Here is a 19,311-nt window from a genome sequence, read left to right on the forward strand (position 1 = left end):
TTCGTAATTGTTTGTGTGGTAACTAACAATTTTACATGAGAATCTCTCTTTTTATTTAATTTTCATTGGAAGAAACTAGATAATCAACACGCGTGATAAAATAATAGTAAATTAGAAATTCCAAAGACACATCCTAATAAGTCATACGTTGAAAAGCACGCTTAATGTAGAATTAGTCAACTAATTCAAGCCACGCAACAGCCTCACAATGTACGAAGTGTACGAACAACACATGAGATGTTTATGGGCATATCAACTTCTCAAATGCCTATGTATGCATGATTATAACATTAAATAACCACAGAACACCTTCATTGTTATGATGGATGGTAGTTTTAACTTTTTATTATGATATGAATTTAGCTACTACCAAAGCCGCGGTACAATAAATATCTACTGGTATCCATAAGAGCCAACCTATCATCCAGTTTAATTTTATATATACATTAGATGGTATTATTTCCACAATCCTACTTGGTGAAGATCGTAGGGTTCCTAAAGTTGTGATGGATTATTATATTTTGAGCAGGAAGAAAAACAAAAAAGATATTATGAAGAATTTAAAGTTGACTCAACCGACACATTAAAAAAAGTTACCTATCATTCAACAAGAAATCAGCAATAGAGAAGCTTTTGAAAAAATGATTGAGGAATATGATTGTATATCGCAACCCAATTTTGAGCCAATTGTTAACTGAGCCAGTGAGCCACTTTACACTACCTGTCTTCACCTCGGCTTTATTTGGAGTGGCGGGCATGATACCCTTGTACGGGCGTTAAATTACTGATACTACGCCTTTAAAGTGCGAATTATGCCCGCAGAGGCTCCATGTAAAGCCCACCGAAAAATATGCTATGACATTTAACTTGTCCACTGAAATGGATTGCCTGTTCAATTGCGAAGTGGCTCAATTTTCATTTGCGAAATACATATGATGAAGTTGCTGGAAGTCGTTCTCCAGAAGGTCTTCATTATTATGAGATTGAAGGTTAAAAAAGCACAGAGAGTTCTGTGCTTTTAATGTTATAAGCTGTTTTCTTTATTCCCCAATCTGGTCGTTAGCTGAATAAATTGGTTATATAATTTCCTTTGAAAAATAAGATCAAGTCTCCAATTGCCCCAATACAAAAAAATATAAAATAATAACTTGCAATTGTCACCTTTTTGTTAAATAGTTCCTTGAGTGCTTGAATAAACAACTCGTCAAACTTAAACCAACTTAATATCCAACCAGTTAAAAGAAAACTTATAATCATCATTTCCTTTTTCTGCCCCCTGTTATATGAACCTTTTAGTAAATACTTCTTTTCTGTTTATTGATTTCTTAAATCTTTTGCACAACAACAGCTTTTGAAAACGGAAATGTATAAAAAATTGCTTTATTTCAACGCGATTGGAAACTGAATTCAATATTTGAATGTATTCAGCAGTTTTACTGAAATCAGAAATGACTAATCGACCATTTGGGCTTAAAACTCGCCACATATCAAGAATCGCATTCCTTCTTCACTTTTAATGTTATGGACTACGAAGTTTGAGACAACAACATCGAAACTTCCGTCCGAAAATGGAAGTTCCCGAGCGTCAGCATCCACGATGTCGATTTCTGCCACACTTTCAGCAACTATATTAGCTTGTAGTTAGCTTTTCCATTCCCTCCCAAATCCCATTTTGCCCAAACATCAGTAGCTGTCACCTTACAACCCCTTTGAGATGCGGAAATAGCTAAAAGTCCACGACCTGTTCCCACATCAAGAAGTTCATCACCTGATTTAGCTTGTGCAAGGCTCAAAATCACCTCTCTGATTGAGAAAATGTTCGTACTATAAAAATCGTTAAGCGTTGATGTCTTCAAAAGAATATCGATAACGTCTGTATTCTTCGGGCATAGCTTAAAGAACAGTTTATTAAGTGCATCCTCCTGCAGGTGGTAGATCTCAAGGCCGTCCCACTTTACAAGATAAAACTCAACCCGCTCGATCGATGGATAAGGAACATCAACATCCATTTTCTTCTTACGAGTATATACACGATTAGAAGTCTTTTTCTGCTTGAGCGCAGATGGATCTGCAGTTCCATCAGAATCTAAGAATAAACGGAACTTTCTAAGAAGAGACAAGTAACCACTAACAAGTGAATTAACATTACCGGCTGCGTTCTCAGAAAGTGGAGTTGAAAATGTTACTATATCCATACCTTTTGTTTCATCACATATATTTCATTAATTAATTGTAAGTTATGCGGATAAAAAATCATCTTTCTCTCACACTAATGGTGGAGGTGAGATGATCATGGGTAATAATAAACATAAAAATAATAAAACTCAAGACAACAAAAAACAGCAGAATCAAAATCAAAATGCTAACAGAGAACGTAAAAATGAAAACAGAGAAGAGTTCGCTGAAGAAGTAGATTTCAGTAGTATTCAAAATGAAAATAAACGTTAATAGTGATAAACTTAACTCCCAATATTCACCTTAGAAAAAGGTGTGTATTGGGGATTTTCTTATTGTGTAAACATCACCTAGATCCATCTCTTTCGATTTCTTAAAGTACAAAAAAACCGGAAATAATTCCGGGCTGATTATCACTTACTTTTTTCCTTCATAACACACTGTCTCGCTTTCGCATTCGATCTTAAGAATAACCTAAGACAACGGTGCTTTAGCTTACAGTTGTTGGTTATTCAGAGTAAACGATCTATCGTACTCATCGGGTTAACCCTTATAATGGTGGTTTTAACTTTTTATTTTGATAAGAATTCAGATACCACCCAAGCCGTAATACAATAAATATCTATTGGTATCAATAAGAGCAATCCCATTATCCAGTTTAATTTTATATATACATTAGGTGGTATTATTTTCGATGCTATTTTTGTATTTCCTACGAGTTCATTATTTTCCCGTACCCCTTCAGAAATATTCTCAACCTTCAGTTCTGCTTTAGTTAAATTAGGATTATGAAAATCAACCTCTAAAAATGCGTATTGAGGATTTGAAATCGACAATTTTACACTCCTTTGTTTCATCCTAATTCCTTAATAAATCAATTAAAAGCTTAAATTGCATGTGGCTATTATATTCACAAGGTAGTAACAATATGCACTATTAATTTACAAAGTTTTGCAATGAGACCAATCAATTGTCGATTATTGACGTAAAATTTTAAAGAGTCCCTATGTATCTGTTAGGATAACATGTCGTGATCCTCACCTATGATGAATTCATTATGAGTTATACTGTATCATTTCCCATTGATCATATAGATTTCTCACTTCTATTTTTCACTACTATATATTCTGGAAGATTATCGTTCTTTAATATGCTGATTACTTTTTCCATAGAAAGTTCAACCATTTCAGGTACACCGAATGTATCAGTTTCTTCAATTATTGATTGAATTTCATTTATTTTATCCTTATTTTGAATATATCCATTTAGTTGTTCTCTATGTTCCAATAGTCTAGGATATGTGGACAATAACCAGCATATATTAATTATTACTTCCGCATTAATTTTATAATCGGTTTGATTGTGTTTTTCTATTAATTTTAATACTTCGGTATTACGAAATTTCCCTTCAATTTCACCTAGTTTATAATTCCTAGCTATATGTCTAGCATGCAGATGACTAAATAATTCGATTAAGCGACCATGAACCTCGTCCTCCTTTTCATTAAATACAATCGGTAATCTCCTAGCTAAGTAATCCGCTTCTCCCAATTCATGAATTAATACTGTTAAAAGTTCATCCTCTTTAATATCCCTCCTTAATGTAACCAGGATACTTTTCTTAAACTCCCTTGTTTGTGCCTTAAAGTCAGCATACTTAGTATGGGTAATATCAAATAATAAGACTTTCTCAATTTGCTTTAGACGTTCCTCAACATTACTTAGAAATTCCTATGCTCTTGGTAATTTTTTTAGTTGTTCAGCAATTATTTTACTAAGTGCTTCTTCAAAATTTTGTTCTCGTCCTGCTAATCTTTCTAATTCTTCAAGTAACAACGGACTCAATCCCTTATACTTTTCTAAGTATTGAATATTATAATTTCTTCTATTCAACTAACATTTAAGTTACTACACTACGTAATTACATACTTAAATGCAGATAAGTTTTTTAGTATCCCCTTTGACCTTTTTGTTTTAATAGAAACTCCTCATTTGAAACATATTTAAAATCCATTATTTTAGTCTTAACTTCTAGTTTTTCATAGTTTAGAACTACAATATTATTACCTGTATGAGCGCGTACACTTGGATAGCGAATAGCATCAAATCCTACAGATAAAGCTGCATCCACTACAAACCTGGTGAACACATAATGGGGTTTGTACCATCCTTCCCCTTCAGCTGGCAACTCATTAGAGACGAAAATGGAATAGCCTGTTTAATACCATTTGCCTCTAAACCTGTCATTTGTTGTTTCTAATATGATTAATCAACAGCTTTTCCACTTGTGATTTAAGAGCTTGATTTGCATAACGGAGTACTACATCATTACCTGTAGTGGCAACTTGCACGTCACTAAAGTATTCATCTACTGGTTGCCACCCTACTACTCGTATACGTTTTTGTGCAAGTTCTCGTTTGAGGTTAAAATATTCTTGTCTTAGATCCTTTAGCAATGAATCCATCATTGGAAGAAATACCGTTTTCATTTTAAACTGCTCTAATTTACAATAGTCAACTTGCAATGATTTAACTGCTAGCTCTAACAAAAGATACTTATGAAGTAGCTGTCTTTCGTCGGGTTTAATCATAATAATCAGCATCCAGTTGGGCCGATTGAATACTTTGGATTGGAATACTTTTCGTGTTAAGTAGTGTTTCAAGTATGAGTTCATTAGTATTAATCGATTTAATTATTCCAGTCCATTGTGTGATTTTGTAGTCCTTCCACACTTCTAATTTTATGTCCAATTGCTGATTAAAAGCTTGATCAATTGTTTTTTGTAGTTCTTCCAGTTCCCACTCAGTCAATTCTCTTGGCTGTTCTGTACACTCTTGTTTATACTCTCTAAGAAGCTCTAAATGCTCCGGCAACATCATCGATGCCCATTTAATATTACCTCTGTCTTGTATCATAAATAAATCACTCCTATGCCAAATGACCACCAACTAAGCGATCTCGATTAATAGCTGTACCAGCTTTTGTGAAAGAAATGGCTCTTAATATTGAGGTAGCTCCAAACCTGTTGCGTATTGCATCCATTGTAGGACCGATTATTTGACGCTGTGGCTTACGATCATCGAATAAATCTAATTGGATACTATGCTCTCTTTCCAGGTTGGATATTCTAACTGATAACTGACGTGCAGGCTCTCCTGCAAAGTGTTCGTCTAGTAATTCAATACAAGTTCTATACATCACAAGTGTTTCACTTGTTGGTACTGCAATCGTTTTAGATCGATGGAATCCTTTGGTCATAGCGTTTCGACTATAAGAAAGACCCATACTAATTGTACGTCCAACATAACCTGCATCCCGCGTTCGCTTCATTACGTCCTCACACATTTCAAGGAGCACTACAGAGATTTCTTTGCGTGTATGGTAATCCCTCATCAGCATTTGGCCCTTCCCAAAACTTAAAGCTCCGTTTGTTATTAACGGCTCCCCTAATTTGGATAAATCGATTCCCCATGCATGGTAATAGAGTTGATTGCCCATTACACCAAAGCGCTTTTCTAATCCTTTTAGATCTGTATTAGCCAAACCCCCGACTGTTTGTATCCCCATAGCATTTAGATTTGCTTCCATCTGTTTACCGATTCCCCACATTTCAGAAAGGGGTCGAACTGGCCATAATTTCTTTGGAATATCTTCATACGTCCATTTAGCAAAGCCTGTTTTCTTTGCTTCAAGGTCTAAAGCTAATTTGGCTATTAACATATTTGGTCCCATACCTACTGCACTAGGTATATTAAATTGGTCAAGAATAGCCTTTTGTATTTCCTTAGCCGCTTCTTCAGGTGAACCCCAAAGCTTTTCAGTGCCAGTTAAATCAACAAAACTTTCGTCTACACTATACACATGTATAGCATCAACTGGGACGTAATTAGAGATCAATTTTGTAATCGTCATCGACATTTGAATAAAGAAACTCATTTTAGGCTCAAACAATCTAATGTCAGGATGTTTAGGTATTTCATAACGACGACTACCAGTTTTGATACTAAATTTTTCTTTCATTAAGGGAGATGCAGCAAGCACTACGCTACCTGGTTGGTCAAAATTTGCTACTACTGCAACTGGCGTTTTTAAAACATCTAGCCCATGTAACATCGCTACGATACTGGCGTAAAAGCATTTCATATCGATACACATAATAGGTCTATTGGGCATACTCTCATAATTCATACAACTTCACGTCCCTTACTAACAAAAGGAATAAGGGCTAGAACGTTACTGATCAAAAAAGTACGTTTTGCATGTCTTGTAAAACAAAATGCTTGAAACGAATCACCAACAATTTTAATAACTTTTACACGCCTTTTTGTTATGGAACCATCTTTTGCTACATACATCATGTTCACTAATTGTTTGCGCTGCATAGCTTTAATCAGTTGTTCTCTCATCGTAGTTTCCTCCCAATACCTCTCGCAATTTTTAAAATCGGCTAATCACTATATCTAGACTTTCAATTTCTACCTATGTCCCTACTGGTAAAGGATCAACTTCCACAAATTGAATCGCATCTACCTTTTTTTATTAAGCAAATTATTCTCTTCTAATGCACTTGCAAGAGAGATTATACTTGACTGATCAATAAAACACCCAATCCATCCTTCATAATTTTCTTATCAATTTTGTTAATAAAAACATTCAGCTCTGTATCATCCCTCGTTCTTTATAGACATGGAACAATAATAAGAACATTATCGAGAATAAAAGTACGCTATTGACTATCTTAATTATTTTGATATACCTTTTCGTGATGACTCCAGACTTTGTAATGTACATCATATTTACTAACTGATTGTGTTGCAGCCCTTTTATTAACTGATCTTTCATTGTTTTTACTCCCCCTCCGCAACAAAAAGAACGTTCGTTCGTATATATTATACGTACAAACGTTCTTTTTTAGAAGTGGTAATTTTTGGATCATTCCTTTTAACTGATCAAGAATCGATTTAAAGTCCTACAATTCTCTAATACCTCGGAAGTTTCTGAATGGATTCCTACAGTTCTAATTCTTTCTAATATAAATGGTATTGTAAATTTTCAGGACTTACATGTTGAATTAACTGCATGATTGATTATCCTTATAACAGATGCACTAAAGATTTTGTTTAGATAGGACTTACAACAATACAGGATTTGCAGATGTTTTTCTATTTTTATCCTCGCATTATGATGTCAACCACTGGTTTTTGCTTTGAGCCATGAAATAAGAGTTTTAAATTATTCAGTAAGTCCTATTTAACATGAGAAGATTTGATGAAGAAGGAAATAATTAAACCAACCATAGCTATAATTAGGGTGAATATAAAGGAGTCCTGTACTCCCGCTGTTAATGAAGCTCTAATTGAAGAAGGGTCAGATAGATCAGTCATATTGTTCATATATCTTTTCTGAGAAGCGGACATAATCGTAATCGCAACTGCAGTGCCAATTGCTCCCGACATTTGCTGTAATGTATTCATTAAAGCAGTACCATCTGGGTAAAGTTTTTTAGGTAATTGATTTAGTCCATTTGTCTGAGCAGGCATCAAAACCATCGATACACCTAAAAATAGAATGGAGTGCATCACAATCACCATAGTAACCGGCGTTTCAATGGTAACGTTTGACATAATCCATAACATGATAAGCATGATTGCAAATCCAGGTATAACAAGTCCTCTTGGTCCGAATTTGTCAAAGATACGACCTGTGATTGGGGACATTAATCCATTCAGCACACCACCTGGCAACAAAACAAGCCCCGCGGTAAATGCAGTCAATGCTAGTCCTGTTTGCAAATATAATGGCAACAAAATCATCGTGGACATTATTACCATGAAGCAAATAAATACGGCCAATAAACCTAGAGTAAACATTGGATATTTTAATACACGTAAATCAAGCATCGGTTTATCCATTTTTAATTGTCGCAAAGAAAACAAGGTAAGTGCAGCAAGACCTATAATAATCATCGTGATCACAATCGTACTTCCCCAGCCATTCTCACCCGCGCTGCTAAAGCCATAGACAATTCCTCCAAAGCCAATCGAAGATAGAATAATAGATAATATATCAATTTTGGGTTTAGTTATGGTTGATACATTCTGCATATACACTATACCCGATACCAACGCAAGAATCAGAAAAGGTAAACAAACCCAGAAAATCCAATGCCAAGTCAGTTTTTCAAGAATTAATCCTGAGATTGAGGGTCCAACTGCGGGTGCAAACATAATGACTAATCCTATTAGTCCCATTGTTGCACCTCTCTTATTGACGGGAAAAATCAATAAGATCGAATTAAACATCAGAGGCAGCAATAATCCCGTACCTATAGCTTGAATCACTCGAGAAAACATTAATACTTCGAAGCTTGGTGCAAGAGCTGCGACTAGTGTCCCCATAATTGAAAAAATCAATGACACAATAAATATTTGACGTGTACTAAACCATTGAAGTAAGAGACCCGAGACAGGAACTAATATCCCCAAGGTCAATAAATAACCTGTTGTCAGCCATTGAACCGTGGAAGAACTAATAGAAAATACTTGTATTAAATCCCCGAGAGCCATGTTTAAAGCCGTTTCACTGAACAATCCAATGAAACCAGCAATTAAGAAAGAAATTAATATTGGAGTAGTTTTAATCACTTTTGTTTGCTGTGTTTCTACTGTTAATGACATAAATAATCCACCTAAAATTTTATTTTGTTATAAGCTTGTCGTTAGTCTTAGCAGATTAATTTTAATTGCACTTCTTCTGCACTTTTTTTTGTACAACAAGTGGCTTCCTCCTCTCTTTACTCTACTTTCTTTTTTAAAACAGCAGATATACGAAATAAGGAACACCGATAATGGAGATCACAATACCTACAGGCAGTTCAGCTGGAGCAAAGATCGTCTTTCCGATAAAATCCCCGATTAACACCATAAGCATGCCGATTGCTCCGCAGACAGGTATTACATATTTATAATGAATACCGACTAGTCTTCTAGCCATATGAGGGGCAATTAAGCCAATAAATCCAACGCTTCCTGCTACAGATACACATGCGCTAACTAACCCGACGCAGCATAAAAGAAAAATCATTCTTTCCCGGTCTTTCTTTAAACCTATTCCTATGGCTGATACCTCATCCAAATTTAATAGGTTAAGTCTGTGCGATCTCCACCAAATGATTGGAATGAAAATTATTATCCATAGCAATACCGCTAATATATGAGTCCAAGTCGTACAATAAAGGCTACCTGATAACCAAACAGTCGCCATTTCAAAATCTTGTGGGTCCATCTTTAATGAAATATAAAGAGTAATGGCCCCAAAACCTGAACTAAAGGCAATCCCTACTAAACATCGGCCACGCCCATAATTGAAGGGGAGGCAAGAGAATTTCTTGTCATCCCCTGCATTAAAGCTCCTGAAACCGCCATGAAGGCGCCAACCAATAGCGCTCCTATCACACGCGGAAGGCGCGATGTTTGAATGATTAAATGCTCCATATTCTCTGAATCAAAATGAGAAAGCGCCTGTCACATCATTTCATAACTCATTGATTTCGAACCATAGAAAAGAGATACGATTATTGTCACACTGAACAGAGTGCATAATACGACAATTAGAACAAACTTATGGCTTAATAACGATTTATTCCTCCCTGCTCCATTCCATTACTTGTTCAGATACTTTTGCACACTTTCTAAAAACTTGATTCGACTATAAACAGGGCCTCCTTCCATAAGCGGATCAACCACGTTGACATATACGTGATCGTGTTTAAAGGCATTAATATTTTGGATAATTGGATTCTTCTTTAAGTCTTCGAATGCATTTTCCGCATCTTTGTTATCACTCATAGAGAATTGCACAAACAAATAGTCTGGATTCATTTCCGCCAATTGCTCGACAGAGATCGCATCTTGCAATTTCGCCATGCCTACCTGTTCTGGCATTTCTAAACCAATGTCATTGTATAAAAAAGGGTTAAAGTCTACATGTTTCGCAAAAATGTAAGTTTGCCCTCCGCGAATACGAACAGCGGCTACTTTTTTACCTTGAAGTTTTTCTTTTAACGATGCTTTTACTGCTTGTGTATTTGTTTTATATTGGGATAGAATTTTTTCTGCCTCTGCTTGTTTTCCAGTTAATTCAGCCATTAATTTCAAGTTGTCTTCCCAGTTTGTAGAAACATGCGACACCAAAATGGTGGGAGCAATTTTTTGCAATTTCTCCTCCACCTCTTTTGGAAACTTGGTTGAACCTAAAATAACGTCTGGCTCTAATTGCAATATCTTCTCAAGGTTAGGTTGTCTTTTTTCACCAATTGATTCCGCCTTGTCCGTTACCGAAGCAAACATTTCTGGAAACTTTCCGCCTACCGATATTGCCCCTACTGGATGAACGTCAAGCATTACCGCATCTTCCATTGCTTCCATAGCCCCAATCACAATTTTTTCTGCTTTTTGTGGAACGGTATACTTTTCACCGAGATACTCAATCGTTCTTGTTTCGCCTGTTCCTGCATTGTCCACTTGAGATTGCGCTGATTCTCCGTTGCTGCTGGAGGTTGAGTTTGATTTGCTCTGTTTGTCTCCTCCTCCACATGCAGCCAAAACAATCATGAATGATGCTATCAAACCAGCTAGTATAAACTTTTTATTCATTCTTCTCTTGAACCCCTTTCAAAACAGTATCCCTATCATAATGATCAGTAGTATTAATCCCTAAATGCTCACGTAAGGTGATACCCGTATATTCATTTCTGAACAAACCTCTTTCAACCAACTGCGGCATCAGCTTTTCAAAAAATAGTTTCAAAGATTTTTCTGAACCACCCGGAATAGCTATAAATCCGTCAATAGCTCCAGCCTCAAATCGCTCAATTATATCGTTCAATACGTCTTCAACCGTTCCAACGGAAACCCAGTGAGCAGACCCGACAACCTCCGGCCTTGCTAATACCTCTTCCACTGTAGGCTGATGATTTGTAATATACCGGCGCAACAGCTCAGCATGTGTTCGGCTGCGGACTGGCTGATTCGGATCGGGAAGCATATCGGAAGTTACGTGACGATCCAAAGCAAAGCTACTCAAATCAAGACCCAGTACTGATTTAAGCGATGCATGTCTGCGCTCAACAGTCAAATGTGCGTGTGCAGCCTTATGTAATTCATGGGCTTCTTCACGAGTTTCGGCCAAGAAAAAATATAAACCTGGCAAAACTTTTATGGTGTCCGGATCGCGCCCATGCTCCATAGTTCTTTTTCTCAGATCATTTCGCAATTCCACTCCCGATTCAAGGTCTGGCATCGCTGCAAAAATAGCATCCGCTATTGAAGAGGCGAAATTTCGTCCTGTATCCGACGCACCTGCTTGAAATAAAGGAATTGGTCCCGATTTATGGGCAGGCAAAGTAAGTGGTCCCTTAACACTAAAAAACTCACCTGAATGATTAATTGGGGAAACCTTATCCTTATCAGAAAACATGCCTGACTCACGATCAATAACAATGGCTTCATTCGGAAAACTTCCCCAGAGTTTGCGTACGACCTCAGTAAATTCAATTGCTTTCGCATATCTTTCTTGGGGTGAAGGCATAGGTGACTCACCGAAATTTTCGGCACCTTCAATAGAAGTGACAATATTCCAGCCAGCACGTCCATTGCTTAGCCAATGTAAAGACTGAAGCTGTCTAGCAACAACATACGGTGGATTAAAAGTCGTAGAAATAGTCGTAACTAACCCGATCCGCTCTGTTTCACGAGCAATCGCTGCAAATATCATAGTAGGGTCAGGACTACCGAAATTAGCGGAATCGCCAAGCATCTGTGGACTAACAAAAAGATAATCCGCCCTGAAAAGAAAATCGAGCTTTGACCTCTCCGCCATCTTTGCCAAATCAATGTAAGGGTCAATTGAACCCATTTTTTCCACACCGCTGTCTGGGTGCCGCCAGTCGCCTCCTTTCAACCAAGCAGATAAGACTAAGCCAATACATAATTGTCTATTCGCAGTCAATATTTACCAATCCCTTCTCATATAGTAAAAATAGTTTTGCGCCCATGAAATACTCTGATCAGATGTACCTCTAAAAGGCTATTAGTTAATAATGATTCTCATTATCGATTACAGTGTAACAAGGTCTGCAACAAATGCAAATACACAAATCACAAATACTATATGCATTATTATCTAATTTAGGTTTGCTGAATGATGATTTAGCCGTCATGTAAGATAAGGCTGGAAGGAAAGAATGTGACAAAAGGGAAAAAGCCTGCACTCTAGGTTCATCACCAGTTGCAGGCGTAATATATAAATCAGTAATTCACTTTATATGATTATCTAAATTATGTATGTATGCGGAGGGAGACACACCAAATTTCTTTTTAAACACTCTACTGAAATATAGCGGATTGGTATAACCGACACTAATAGCAATATCATGGATGGGGAAATTGCTTACTTTAAGTAAGTCACTCGCTCTTTCCATACGATAATTGATAAGATAGTCAATTGGACGAAATCCAGTATGTTTGTGAAAGAAGTAGGAGAAGCGCTTGGGACTCATTGCATGTAGCTCCGCCAATTCATCGAGTGTCAACGGATTCATATAATGCCGGTGTATGTATGCAATAGCCTCCTCTATCACCATTTCACTTGGAGAACTACCACTCTCCCGATGCTTACACCCCACCAAAACTTGATGCATGACACTTAGAAATAACTCCTTGACACGAAGCTTCCCAATACCTCTAAGTGTATTGGCATTCTGATGAAGCATGATAAGTAATTCTAGCACTCTCGGATTTGCTCCCGCTTCCAGTTTGAAATGAGAGTCGCATTCATGACCGCTATATACTTCGTCTAACTTGTCAAATCTATAAAACAGTAAATAGTACTCGTACTCTGATTGACTTAAAACTTGCGCGTCCAGTTGCATGCCTGGAGCCACATGAATTACTGAGCCTGGATGTAATTCATAGACAGTTCCATTCACACTCATTCTAGCCTCTCCACGAATTACAAAAAGAAATCCATGCCGGACAGCCCTAAATTCACTTAGTATACTTTTCGGCTGGATGACTAAACGGTGAACACCTTCTATATCATAGAAACCTCTAGCAAATATCTCGGCTAATTTATCCAAATCTATCATGATAATGCACCTGCTCCCTATCCAAACATTGTACATCTGGGTTACTTTCATTAATGCCAAACAACAAATCTATTTCTCGAGATATCAGCCTAACCGCTATTTATTGGGGATCAGTCAGGCTACACACAGTCAATATTGCCACCCCTTTCTATATAGTAAAAATAGTTTTGTCCCATGAAATACTCTAATCAGATATTACCACTAGAAGACTATTAGTTAATAATGATTCTCATTATTAACTAATAGTCTAGCAAGGTCTGCAACAAATGCAAATACACAAATCACAAATGCTATATGCATTATTATCTAATACAGGTTTACCGAAAGATGATTTAGCCGATATTGTAAGAGCCTTGTTAACTTCCACATACAATTTCCAATGTTTATTTTCTTCATCACATTGTATCTCTATTTAGTCAAAATCGTTAGTCCTTAAGGCTTGGTTTAAGATATCTCCTAAAAAAACACGAACATAAACGTCTATTTCCCGTTTTGATTTTAAATTTTTCCTTCATCATTGGTGAGGCTGCCAGTACGATACTACCGGTTGCTCAAAGTTGCCAATAACTGCAATGGGATCTTTCAAGACATCTAAACCTTCTAGCATTGCCATACAGCTTGCGTAAAAGCATTTCATGTCACTACAAAAATTGCCCTTGTTCGGCAGATTGTCGTAATTCATATCACCTCACGCTTCCGGTGTGTAACAGGCATTATTGCTAGAACATTGTTAATAATAAACGTACGCTTTGCCTGCCTCGTAAAGCAAAATGCTGTAAAGGAATCACCAACAATCTTTATGATTTTCACACGCCTTTTCGTAATAACACCAGACTTAGCTACATACATCATGCTAACTACTTGTTGACGCTGCATTGCTTTTATTAACTGTTCTTTCATCTTAGTTGCTCCTTTTCACTTTGTTATATGCACTGAGCACAGCAGGGCTGTTTTTCAAAACAGAACAAACGTTTGCATACCCATCATACGCACATACGTTCCTAATTAGAAGAGGGAATTTTAGTTAATTTAAAAAAAGTCTTTAGAGGATAAATAAATCAATTTCGCCTTGGCCGTAATTGCCGCTGACGCTTCGCTTTCGCACAGAAAACATTTGTTGAATGAAGACAATGGGCGTTCGTGTAAGCCTATAATAGCTTTGTACATATTCTGTGCTTAAGACATGTATTGAAAATTAATTAGAGAAAGGATGTAAGTATTAGCTCAAATATTGACTATACTTCACCATCAACTCAGTTCACTTCTGATGTAAATGACAACACTCTTTTTAAAAAAGATGATCGAAATTTTATAAATATTCTAGGTGTAGAACAATTAAATACGTTAGAAAATATATCTTTGCTCGATATTTTTCTAAGTAGGAATAAGGTGATAGAGCCCCACTATCATCAAAATGCAGCAGAACTTGTTTATTGTATTTCTGGTGCTGCGATTGTTGCTATATTTAATCCCTTTACAAAAGAGATAAAAAACTATCCTATCGAGCCTGGCCAAGTCGCCAGTGTACCGCAAGGATGGTGGCATTATGAAATAGCTACTGAGAATGACACACATTTACTGGCTATTTTTGATGCGCCAACTCCCGAAGTTATTTTAGGTTCAGATATATTGAAATTTACACCTTCCAATGTTATGGCTCACACGTATTGTTTAGATGAAACTCAGTGGAAGAAAACAATTGCTCCTATTGTACCCTCAACATATATCGGTCCACCTAAAGACTGTAACCGTGTAAAATCAACTTCGGAAAATCAAAAAGATCAAAAGGAGCAAAAAGATCCTCATCATAAACATAAAAATAAGTATAGACCTTCAACTTCACAATTTATGAACCCATATCCGCCATATCACTATCCATATATGAATCCTTATGGCTCATATTATTAAGCAACAGTCAAAAAACGAAAAATCGCAATCGTTCATACGAGTGTATGACTCGAAATCATAAGCTCTACACCTTTCATCGCATAAAAATAAATAAAAAGGAAAATCTATATTTTAAGTCATAGCTTCGTTATTACTAAAAGAGGTGTAGAAAATGGAATTATTTCCAGTGATCCATACGAATTTTTGGGATGCTGTAATAGCCGTTCCAGCTGTGTTACTTATTACACAGCTAGTTAAGGTATTTATGCATGTTCAGCCTAAATATGTTCCCGCGATCGCCCTTGTTATTGGCTTGGTTATTTCTATCTTCATTAGCCATAGACATAATCTTATTGCTGGAATATTTATGGGCTTTTTTTATGGTTATGCAGCTATTGGAAACTTTGCTGCATTAAAAACAGCCATTAATAGTTTTAAAAGCAAGAAATTGAAGGAATGAACCTTTTAATTTGGAATGACATTTGTTTAAACGTATGCCGTGTATATTGTTGATTGGAGTGTTTGGGGATTTTGAGACCTTGCAGCGAAGCGACTCAGCAGGAACGGAAATCAACTCCACGTTATTGTGATGAATTCATTTTTATATGAATACTTTGAAGATTTATCGGAACAATTTCAGTTTTTATCAACTATGAGCGACTCCTTGGAATTAGTCACAGATGAGACTCGGTGCGAGCAGCGCGGCTCATCTGAGGCCCCCAGGAAAGTCCCATGTTATGATTATCCCCCCTTTTTATTGTAAAAAATGATTAGAATTTCATTTATTAACACATCCTAATCTCAAACAAATGCACGAGAACATGAGTTAGGATGTGTAATTATGGAATTGGCAAATGGGAATCTAACATCATTACGCTATAAGGAGATTTTTAAGATTTGGACGCAGATTGGCGTTAATAATGGCTATATAGCTTCAAATCATGCATTTTTCAAGCACGCTGTTGATAAAAAGTTGAAGGCTATTATTGTGGATTTTGTTCAATGTTTAAAAGAGGAAAATAAACAACTAACAGCGTTATTAAAGGACAATGGAATACTTGCCCCTACGGCATCAATCGACTATGGAAAGTTGAAAATGAAAAATAGACGAGGAACAAAAGCCATTAATGATACAGAGATCAGCACCATTTTATCGATGAATATAGCTTCTTCAGTTATTTCAGTCAGTCAGGCTTTAGAAATGTCTGTGAAGAAGAAGCATACTGCGAAATATGGAGAGCTTCATATGAGGTATGCCATACTTGGCGCAAAGCTAATACAGCTCAGTAATGATCGAGGCTGGCTACTAGCGCCTGCTACAATTCAACGCTAAAAAGCTCTCGTTTCAATAAAACGAGAGCTTCAATATTTTTTCCTCATTATCGACTTCTCACGAACAACAGCTTGTACCACTGATTCACGATGAACGGTAGTACAGACAAGCTATAAATAAAGCCTAATTGTGCGGTACTTAATGTGGCCACTTCAAACACACCTGTAAGCATAGGAATGAACAATACTGCGTGTAAACTTAAAAAACCGATTAAGAATGCAAGCCAAGTGTATTTATTCGAAAATAGTCCAATGGCGAAGATGGATTCTTTAGCTCTGGAGTTGAAGCCATGCACTAATCGTGACAAGCATAATGTTGTAAATGCCATCGTGCTCGCCGTTAAAGTATCTCCCGTTGACAATCCGATTTCAAAAGCCACCGTTGTAGAAATCGCAATTAGTAATCCTTCGAGCACCACTTGAGTAGTAAATGCTTTATTTAACAGTGGTGTATGAATATTTCGGGGCTTGTCCTTCATTGTTTTTTTATTATTCGGCTCTAGACCGATGGCAATCGCCGGTAAACTATCCGTTAGTAAGTTAATAAATAATAGATGCACAGGTGCAAAAGGAACTGGCAAACCTAATATTGTTGCATATAAAACAACAAAAATGGCACCCGCATTCCCAGATAATAAGAACAAAATAGCGTTTTTAATATTCGTATAAATACTTCTACCATTTGCAATAGCCTTCACAATCGTTGAAAAATTATCATCCGTTAGTATCATAGAGGAGGCATCCTTCGCGACCTCTGTACCGGTCACTCCCATTGCCACACCAATGTCGGACTGTTTTAGCGCAGGGCCATCATTAACACCATCTCCTGTCATGGCGACGACATGTCCTTTTTCTTGCCATGCTTTCACGATACGAATTTTTTGAACTGGTGTTACTCGGGCATAAACAGAAAAATCGTTAACCTTTTCTTGAAGCTGCTGATCTGTTAAGCCTTCTATTTCATGCCCTTCAATCGCTTCAGAGGGATCATTTAAAATCCCGATTTGATTGGCAATAGCCGTTGCCGTAATTTTATGATCCCCTGTAATCATCACCGGTTTGATACCAGCTTTTATACATTTTTCAACCGCACCTTTAGATTCTTGTCTTGGAGGATCCATCATCGCGATTAAACCAACAAAGATTAAATCTTTTTCAGCCCTTACATCGATTGCTTGATTTCCCCTTATCTCTTTGTAGGCAACTGCTAGCACCCTTAACCCATTCATAGAAAATTCACGATTTACCGCTTCGATTTTTTGGCGTTGTTGTTTTGTAATATTAACTACACCTTTTGACGTTTCGATTTTTATAACTTTAGGCAGAAGGACATCTAATGCGCCTTTTGTAATCATAATAGATTGTTGATTGATAGTATTTACAGTACTCATGAGCTTTCTATCTGAATCAAAAGGGATTTCAGCCACCCTTGGATAATAATCTCTTACCAGTAATTCGTCAAAATCATATTGCTTCCCTAGTTTTACGAGTGCAACCTCAGTAGGATCACCGATTTCCTTACCGTCCCTTTCCACAGCATCACTACATAATATTGCCTTTAACATAAGGTCTTTCTCAACTGCATTTTCAGTGTATAGCTGATTATGTGGAATCACTTTTTCATCCACATAGACCTCTTGAACAACCATTTTATTTTCAGTTAATGTTCCTGTTTTATCTGAACAAATGACAGATACACTTCCTAGACTTTCAACAGCATAAAGCTTTCGAATGATGGCATTTTCCTTTGCCATTTTCTGCGTTCCAAAAGCTAGCACAATGGTAACGATCGAACTTAGCGCTTCTGGAATTGCTGCCACGGCAAGTGAAACAGCAAACATAAACGATTCTACAAGCGCACGTCCTCTAATAAGGTCAATCACTAAAATAGCTAAACAGATTAACGTAATCCCTAAAGCTAATTTTTCTCCGAAATGATCTAAACTTACTTGTAACGGTGTTTTCTTCTCTTTCGCAGTATCTAGTAAATTTGCAATTTTTCCGATTTCAGTTTGCATTCCGATAGCTGTCACCATAACAATACCGCGACCAGTTGTCACATAGCTTCCAGAGTATACCATGTTCTTTTTATCAGCAACAGTTACATTGCTTTCCTTAATAGCATCAATACTTTTTGCTACAGCGATTGATTCACCCGTCAGCGAGCTTTCATTAATATGCAAATTATGACTTTCTAATAATCTCCCATCTGCATTAATATAATCGCCAGCCTCCAAATAAAGAAGATCTCCAACGACTAGATCTTCTGAAGGAATCTCTATTAGCTGATTATTTCGCATTACTTTGGCAATTGGGGAGGTTAAGGCTTTTAAATTATCCAAAGACTGTTCTGCCTTGACATGCTGTACAGTGCCTAGGATAGCGTTTAATATAACGACAATCATAATCACAATCGTACTTCCTACTTCACCTAATAGAAATGAAACGAAAGCAGCAATGATTAAAATAATGACTAGTAAATCTTTAAACTGTCCAAAGAAAACGGCGAATGCACTTGTTTTTTTTCCTTCCTCTAATACATTATAGCCGTATACTTCTTGCCTCTTTTGAACGTCATAATCACTCAATCCTTGATCTGTCACGTTCAAAGTTTTCATTACTTCAGCTGATGATTGTTGATGATATTCTGACATTCGATTCCCCCTCCATTTGAAATTATTAGACAATCATGCCGATTAAGTAACTCACAGCATTTACCATATCCCGAATTCTTCCTCAATAACTAAATTCAGGAGAAAATGCTGTTATT

At 36.7% G+C, this 19,311-nt stretch carries 19 protein-coding genes and 2 pseudogenes; 4 read left to right on the forward strand and 17 right to left on the reverse strand.

The window, feature by feature from the left end:
- Window positions 1-1,470: 1,470 nt before the first annotated feature.
- Window positions 1,471-1,614 (reverse strand): class I SAM-dependent methyltransferase, encoded by a 144-nt coding sequence (locus ACFXN8_RS16605; RefSeq protein WP_386846623.1) that lies wholly within the window; start codon window positions 1,612-1,614, stop codon window positions 1,471-1,473.
- An 11-nt stretch (window positions 1,615-1,625) separates the two neighbouring features.
- Window positions 1,626-2,195: an SAM-dependent methyltransferase gene (locus ACFXN8_RS16610; protein WP_376074846.1), complete on the reverse strand. Its 570-nt coding sequence runs from the start codon at window positions 2,193-2,195 to the stop codon at window positions 1,626-1,628.
- A gap of 97 nt (window positions 2,196-2,292) precedes the next feature.
- On the opposite strand from ACFXN8_RS16610, the gene ACFXN8_RS16615 reads away from it, so the two are divergent.
- Window positions 2,293-2,448, forward strand: coding sequence for a hypothetical protein (locus tag ACFXN8_RS16615; RefSeq protein ID WP_170938954.1), 156 nt, complete (start codon window positions 2,293-2,295; stop codon window positions 2,446-2,448).
- 299 nt (window positions 2,449-2,747) lie between these two features.
- Here ACFXN8_RS16615 and ACFXN8_RS16620 read toward each other — a convergent pair whose 3' ends face one another.
- The 14 genes and pseudogenes from ACFXN8_RS16620 to ACFXN8_RS16685 all read right to left on the reverse strand — a co-directional run bounded on the left by ACFXN8_RS16620 (window position 2,748) and on the right by ACFXN8_RS16685 (window position 14,222).
- Window positions 2,748-3,011, reverse strand: a complete 264-nt coding sequence (locus ACFXN8_RS16620; protein WP_386846626.1) for a hypothetical protein — start codon at window positions 3,009-3,011, stop codon at window positions 2,748-2,750.
- Between the two features lie 250 nt (window positions 3,012-3,261).
- On the reverse strand, window positions 3,262-3,726 hold the full coding sequence (locus ACFXN8_RS16625; protein ID WP_386846628.1) for a hypothetical protein: 465 nt from the start codon (window positions 3,724-3,726) through the stop codon (window positions 3,262-3,264).
- A 397-nt stretch (window positions 3,727-4,123) separates the two neighbouring features.
- A complete protein-coding gene (locus ACFXN8_RS16630) occupies window positions 4,124-4,363 on the reverse strand; it encodes an RES family NAD+ phosphorylase (protein ID WP_386846630.1) in 240 nt (79 codons plus the stop codon).
- A gap of 55 nt (window positions 4,364-4,418) precedes the next feature.
- Window positions 4,419-4,766 carry a YhjD family protein gene (locus tag ACFXN8_RS16635; RefSeq protein WP_386846632.1) on the reverse strand — a complete coding sequence of 116 codons (348 nt, stop codon included), beginning with the start codon at window positions 4,764-4,766 and terminating at the stop codon, window positions 4,419-4,421.
- Entirely contained in the window at window positions 4,759-5,091 is a 333-nt protein-coding gene (locus ACFXN8_RS16640; RefSeq protein WP_376077628.1) for a YolD-like family protein, read from the reverse strand. The genes ACFXN8_RS16635 and ACFXN8_RS16640 overlap by 8 nt, the downstream gene beginning before the upstream one ends.
- A 13-nt stretch (window positions 5,092-5,104) precedes the next feature.
- Window positions 5,105-6,364, reverse strand: a complete 1,260-nt coding sequence (locus ACFXN8_RS16645; RefSeq protein ID WP_376077630.1) for a Y-family DNA polymerase — start codon at window positions 6,362-6,364, stop codon at window positions 5,105-5,107.
- Complete coding sequence (locus ACFXN8_RS16650) at window positions 6,361-6,582, reverse strand: transcriptional regulator (RefSeq protein ID WP_376077633.1); 222 nt, start codon at window positions 6,580-6,582, stop codon at window positions 6,361-6,363. Before ACFXN8_RS16650 ends, ACFXN8_RS16645 begins: the two co-directional genes overlap by 4 nt.
- Before the next feature lie 840 nt (window positions 6,583-7,422).
- On the reverse strand, window positions 7,423-8,853 hold the full coding sequence (locus ACFXN8_RS16655) for a DHA2 family efflux MFS transporter permease subunit (protein WP_376077636.1): 1,431 nt from the start codon (window positions 8,851-8,853) through the stop codon (window positions 7,423-7,425).
- A 133-nt stretch (window positions 8,854-8,986) separates the two neighbouring features.
- Window positions 8,987-9,720, reverse strand: a pseudogene (locus ACFXN8_RS16660) (FecCD family ABC transporter permease).
- A gap of 117 nt (window positions 9,721-9,837) precedes the next feature.
- Window positions 9,838-10,830: an ABC transporter substrate-binding protein gene (locus ACFXN8_RS16665; protein WP_386846635.1), complete on the reverse strand. Its 993-nt coding sequence runs from the start codon at window positions 10,828-10,830 to the stop codon at window positions 9,838-9,840.
- Entirely contained in the window at window positions 10,823-12,184 is a 1,362-nt protein-coding gene (locus ACFXN8_RS16670) for an NtaA/DmoA family FMN-dependent monooxygenase (protein WP_386846637.1), read from the reverse strand. Before ACFXN8_RS16670 ends, ACFXN8_RS16665 begins: the two co-directional genes overlap by 8 nt.
- 307 nt (window positions 12,185-12,491) lie before the next feature.
- Entirely contained in the window at window positions 12,492-13,322 is an 831-nt protein-coding gene (locus tag ACFXN8_RS16675; protein WP_386846639.1) for an AraC family transcriptional regulator, read from the reverse strand.
- Between the two features lie 476 nt (window positions 13,323-13,798).
- A pseudogene (locus tag ACFXN8_RS16680) lies at window positions 13,799-14,004 on the reverse strand (Y-family DNA polymerase); the annotation flags it as partial.
- Complete coding sequence (locus tag ACFXN8_RS16685) at window positions 14,001-14,222, reverse strand: transcriptional regulator (protein WP_370045713.1); 222 nt, start codon at window positions 14,220-14,222, stop codon at window positions 14,001-14,003. The pseudogene ACFXN8_RS16680 and the gene ACFXN8_RS16685, both read right to left, overlap by 4 nt.
- A gap of 318 nt (window positions 14,223-14,540) precedes the next feature.
- Between ACFXN8_RS16685 and ACFXN8_RS16690 the strand changes: the two genes are divergently transcribed.
- The 3 genes from ACFXN8_RS16690 (at window position 14,541) to ACFXN8_RS16700 (ending at window position 16,542) form a co-directional block, all read left to right on the forward strand.
- Window positions 14,541-15,230, forward strand: a complete 690-nt coding sequence (locus tag ACFXN8_RS16690; RefSeq protein WP_376077699.1) for a cupin domain-containing protein — start codon at window positions 14,541-14,543, stop codon at window positions 15,228-15,230.
- 151 nt (window positions 15,231-15,381) lie between these two features.
- A complete protein-coding gene (locus ACFXN8_RS16695; RefSeq protein ID WP_376077652.1) occupies window positions 15,382-15,669 on the forward strand; it encodes a hypothetical protein in 288 nt (95 codons plus the stop codon).
- A gap of 381 nt (window positions 15,670-16,050) precedes the next feature.
- Complete coding sequence (locus tag ACFXN8_RS16700) at window positions 16,051-16,542, forward strand: DUF3231 family protein (protein WP_386846642.1); 492 nt, start codon at window positions 16,051-16,053, stop codon at window positions 16,540-16,542.
- Window positions 16,543-16,588: 46 nt separating this feature from the next.
- On the opposite strand, the gene ACFXN8_RS16705 is transcribed toward ACFXN8_RS16700, so the two are convergent.
- Window positions 16,589-19,195: a cation-translocating P-type ATPase gene (locus ACFXN8_RS16705; protein ID WP_386846644.1), complete on the reverse strand. Its 2,607-nt coding sequence runs from the start codon at window positions 19,193-19,195 to the stop codon at window positions 16,589-16,591.
- Window positions 19,196-19,311 lie beyond the last annotated feature (116 nt).

Origin of the sequence: Lysinibacillus sp. NPDC059133, assembly GCF_042755925.1 — a bacterium.
GTDB lineage: Bacteria > Bacillota > Bacilli > Bacillales_A > Planococcaceae > Lysinibacillus.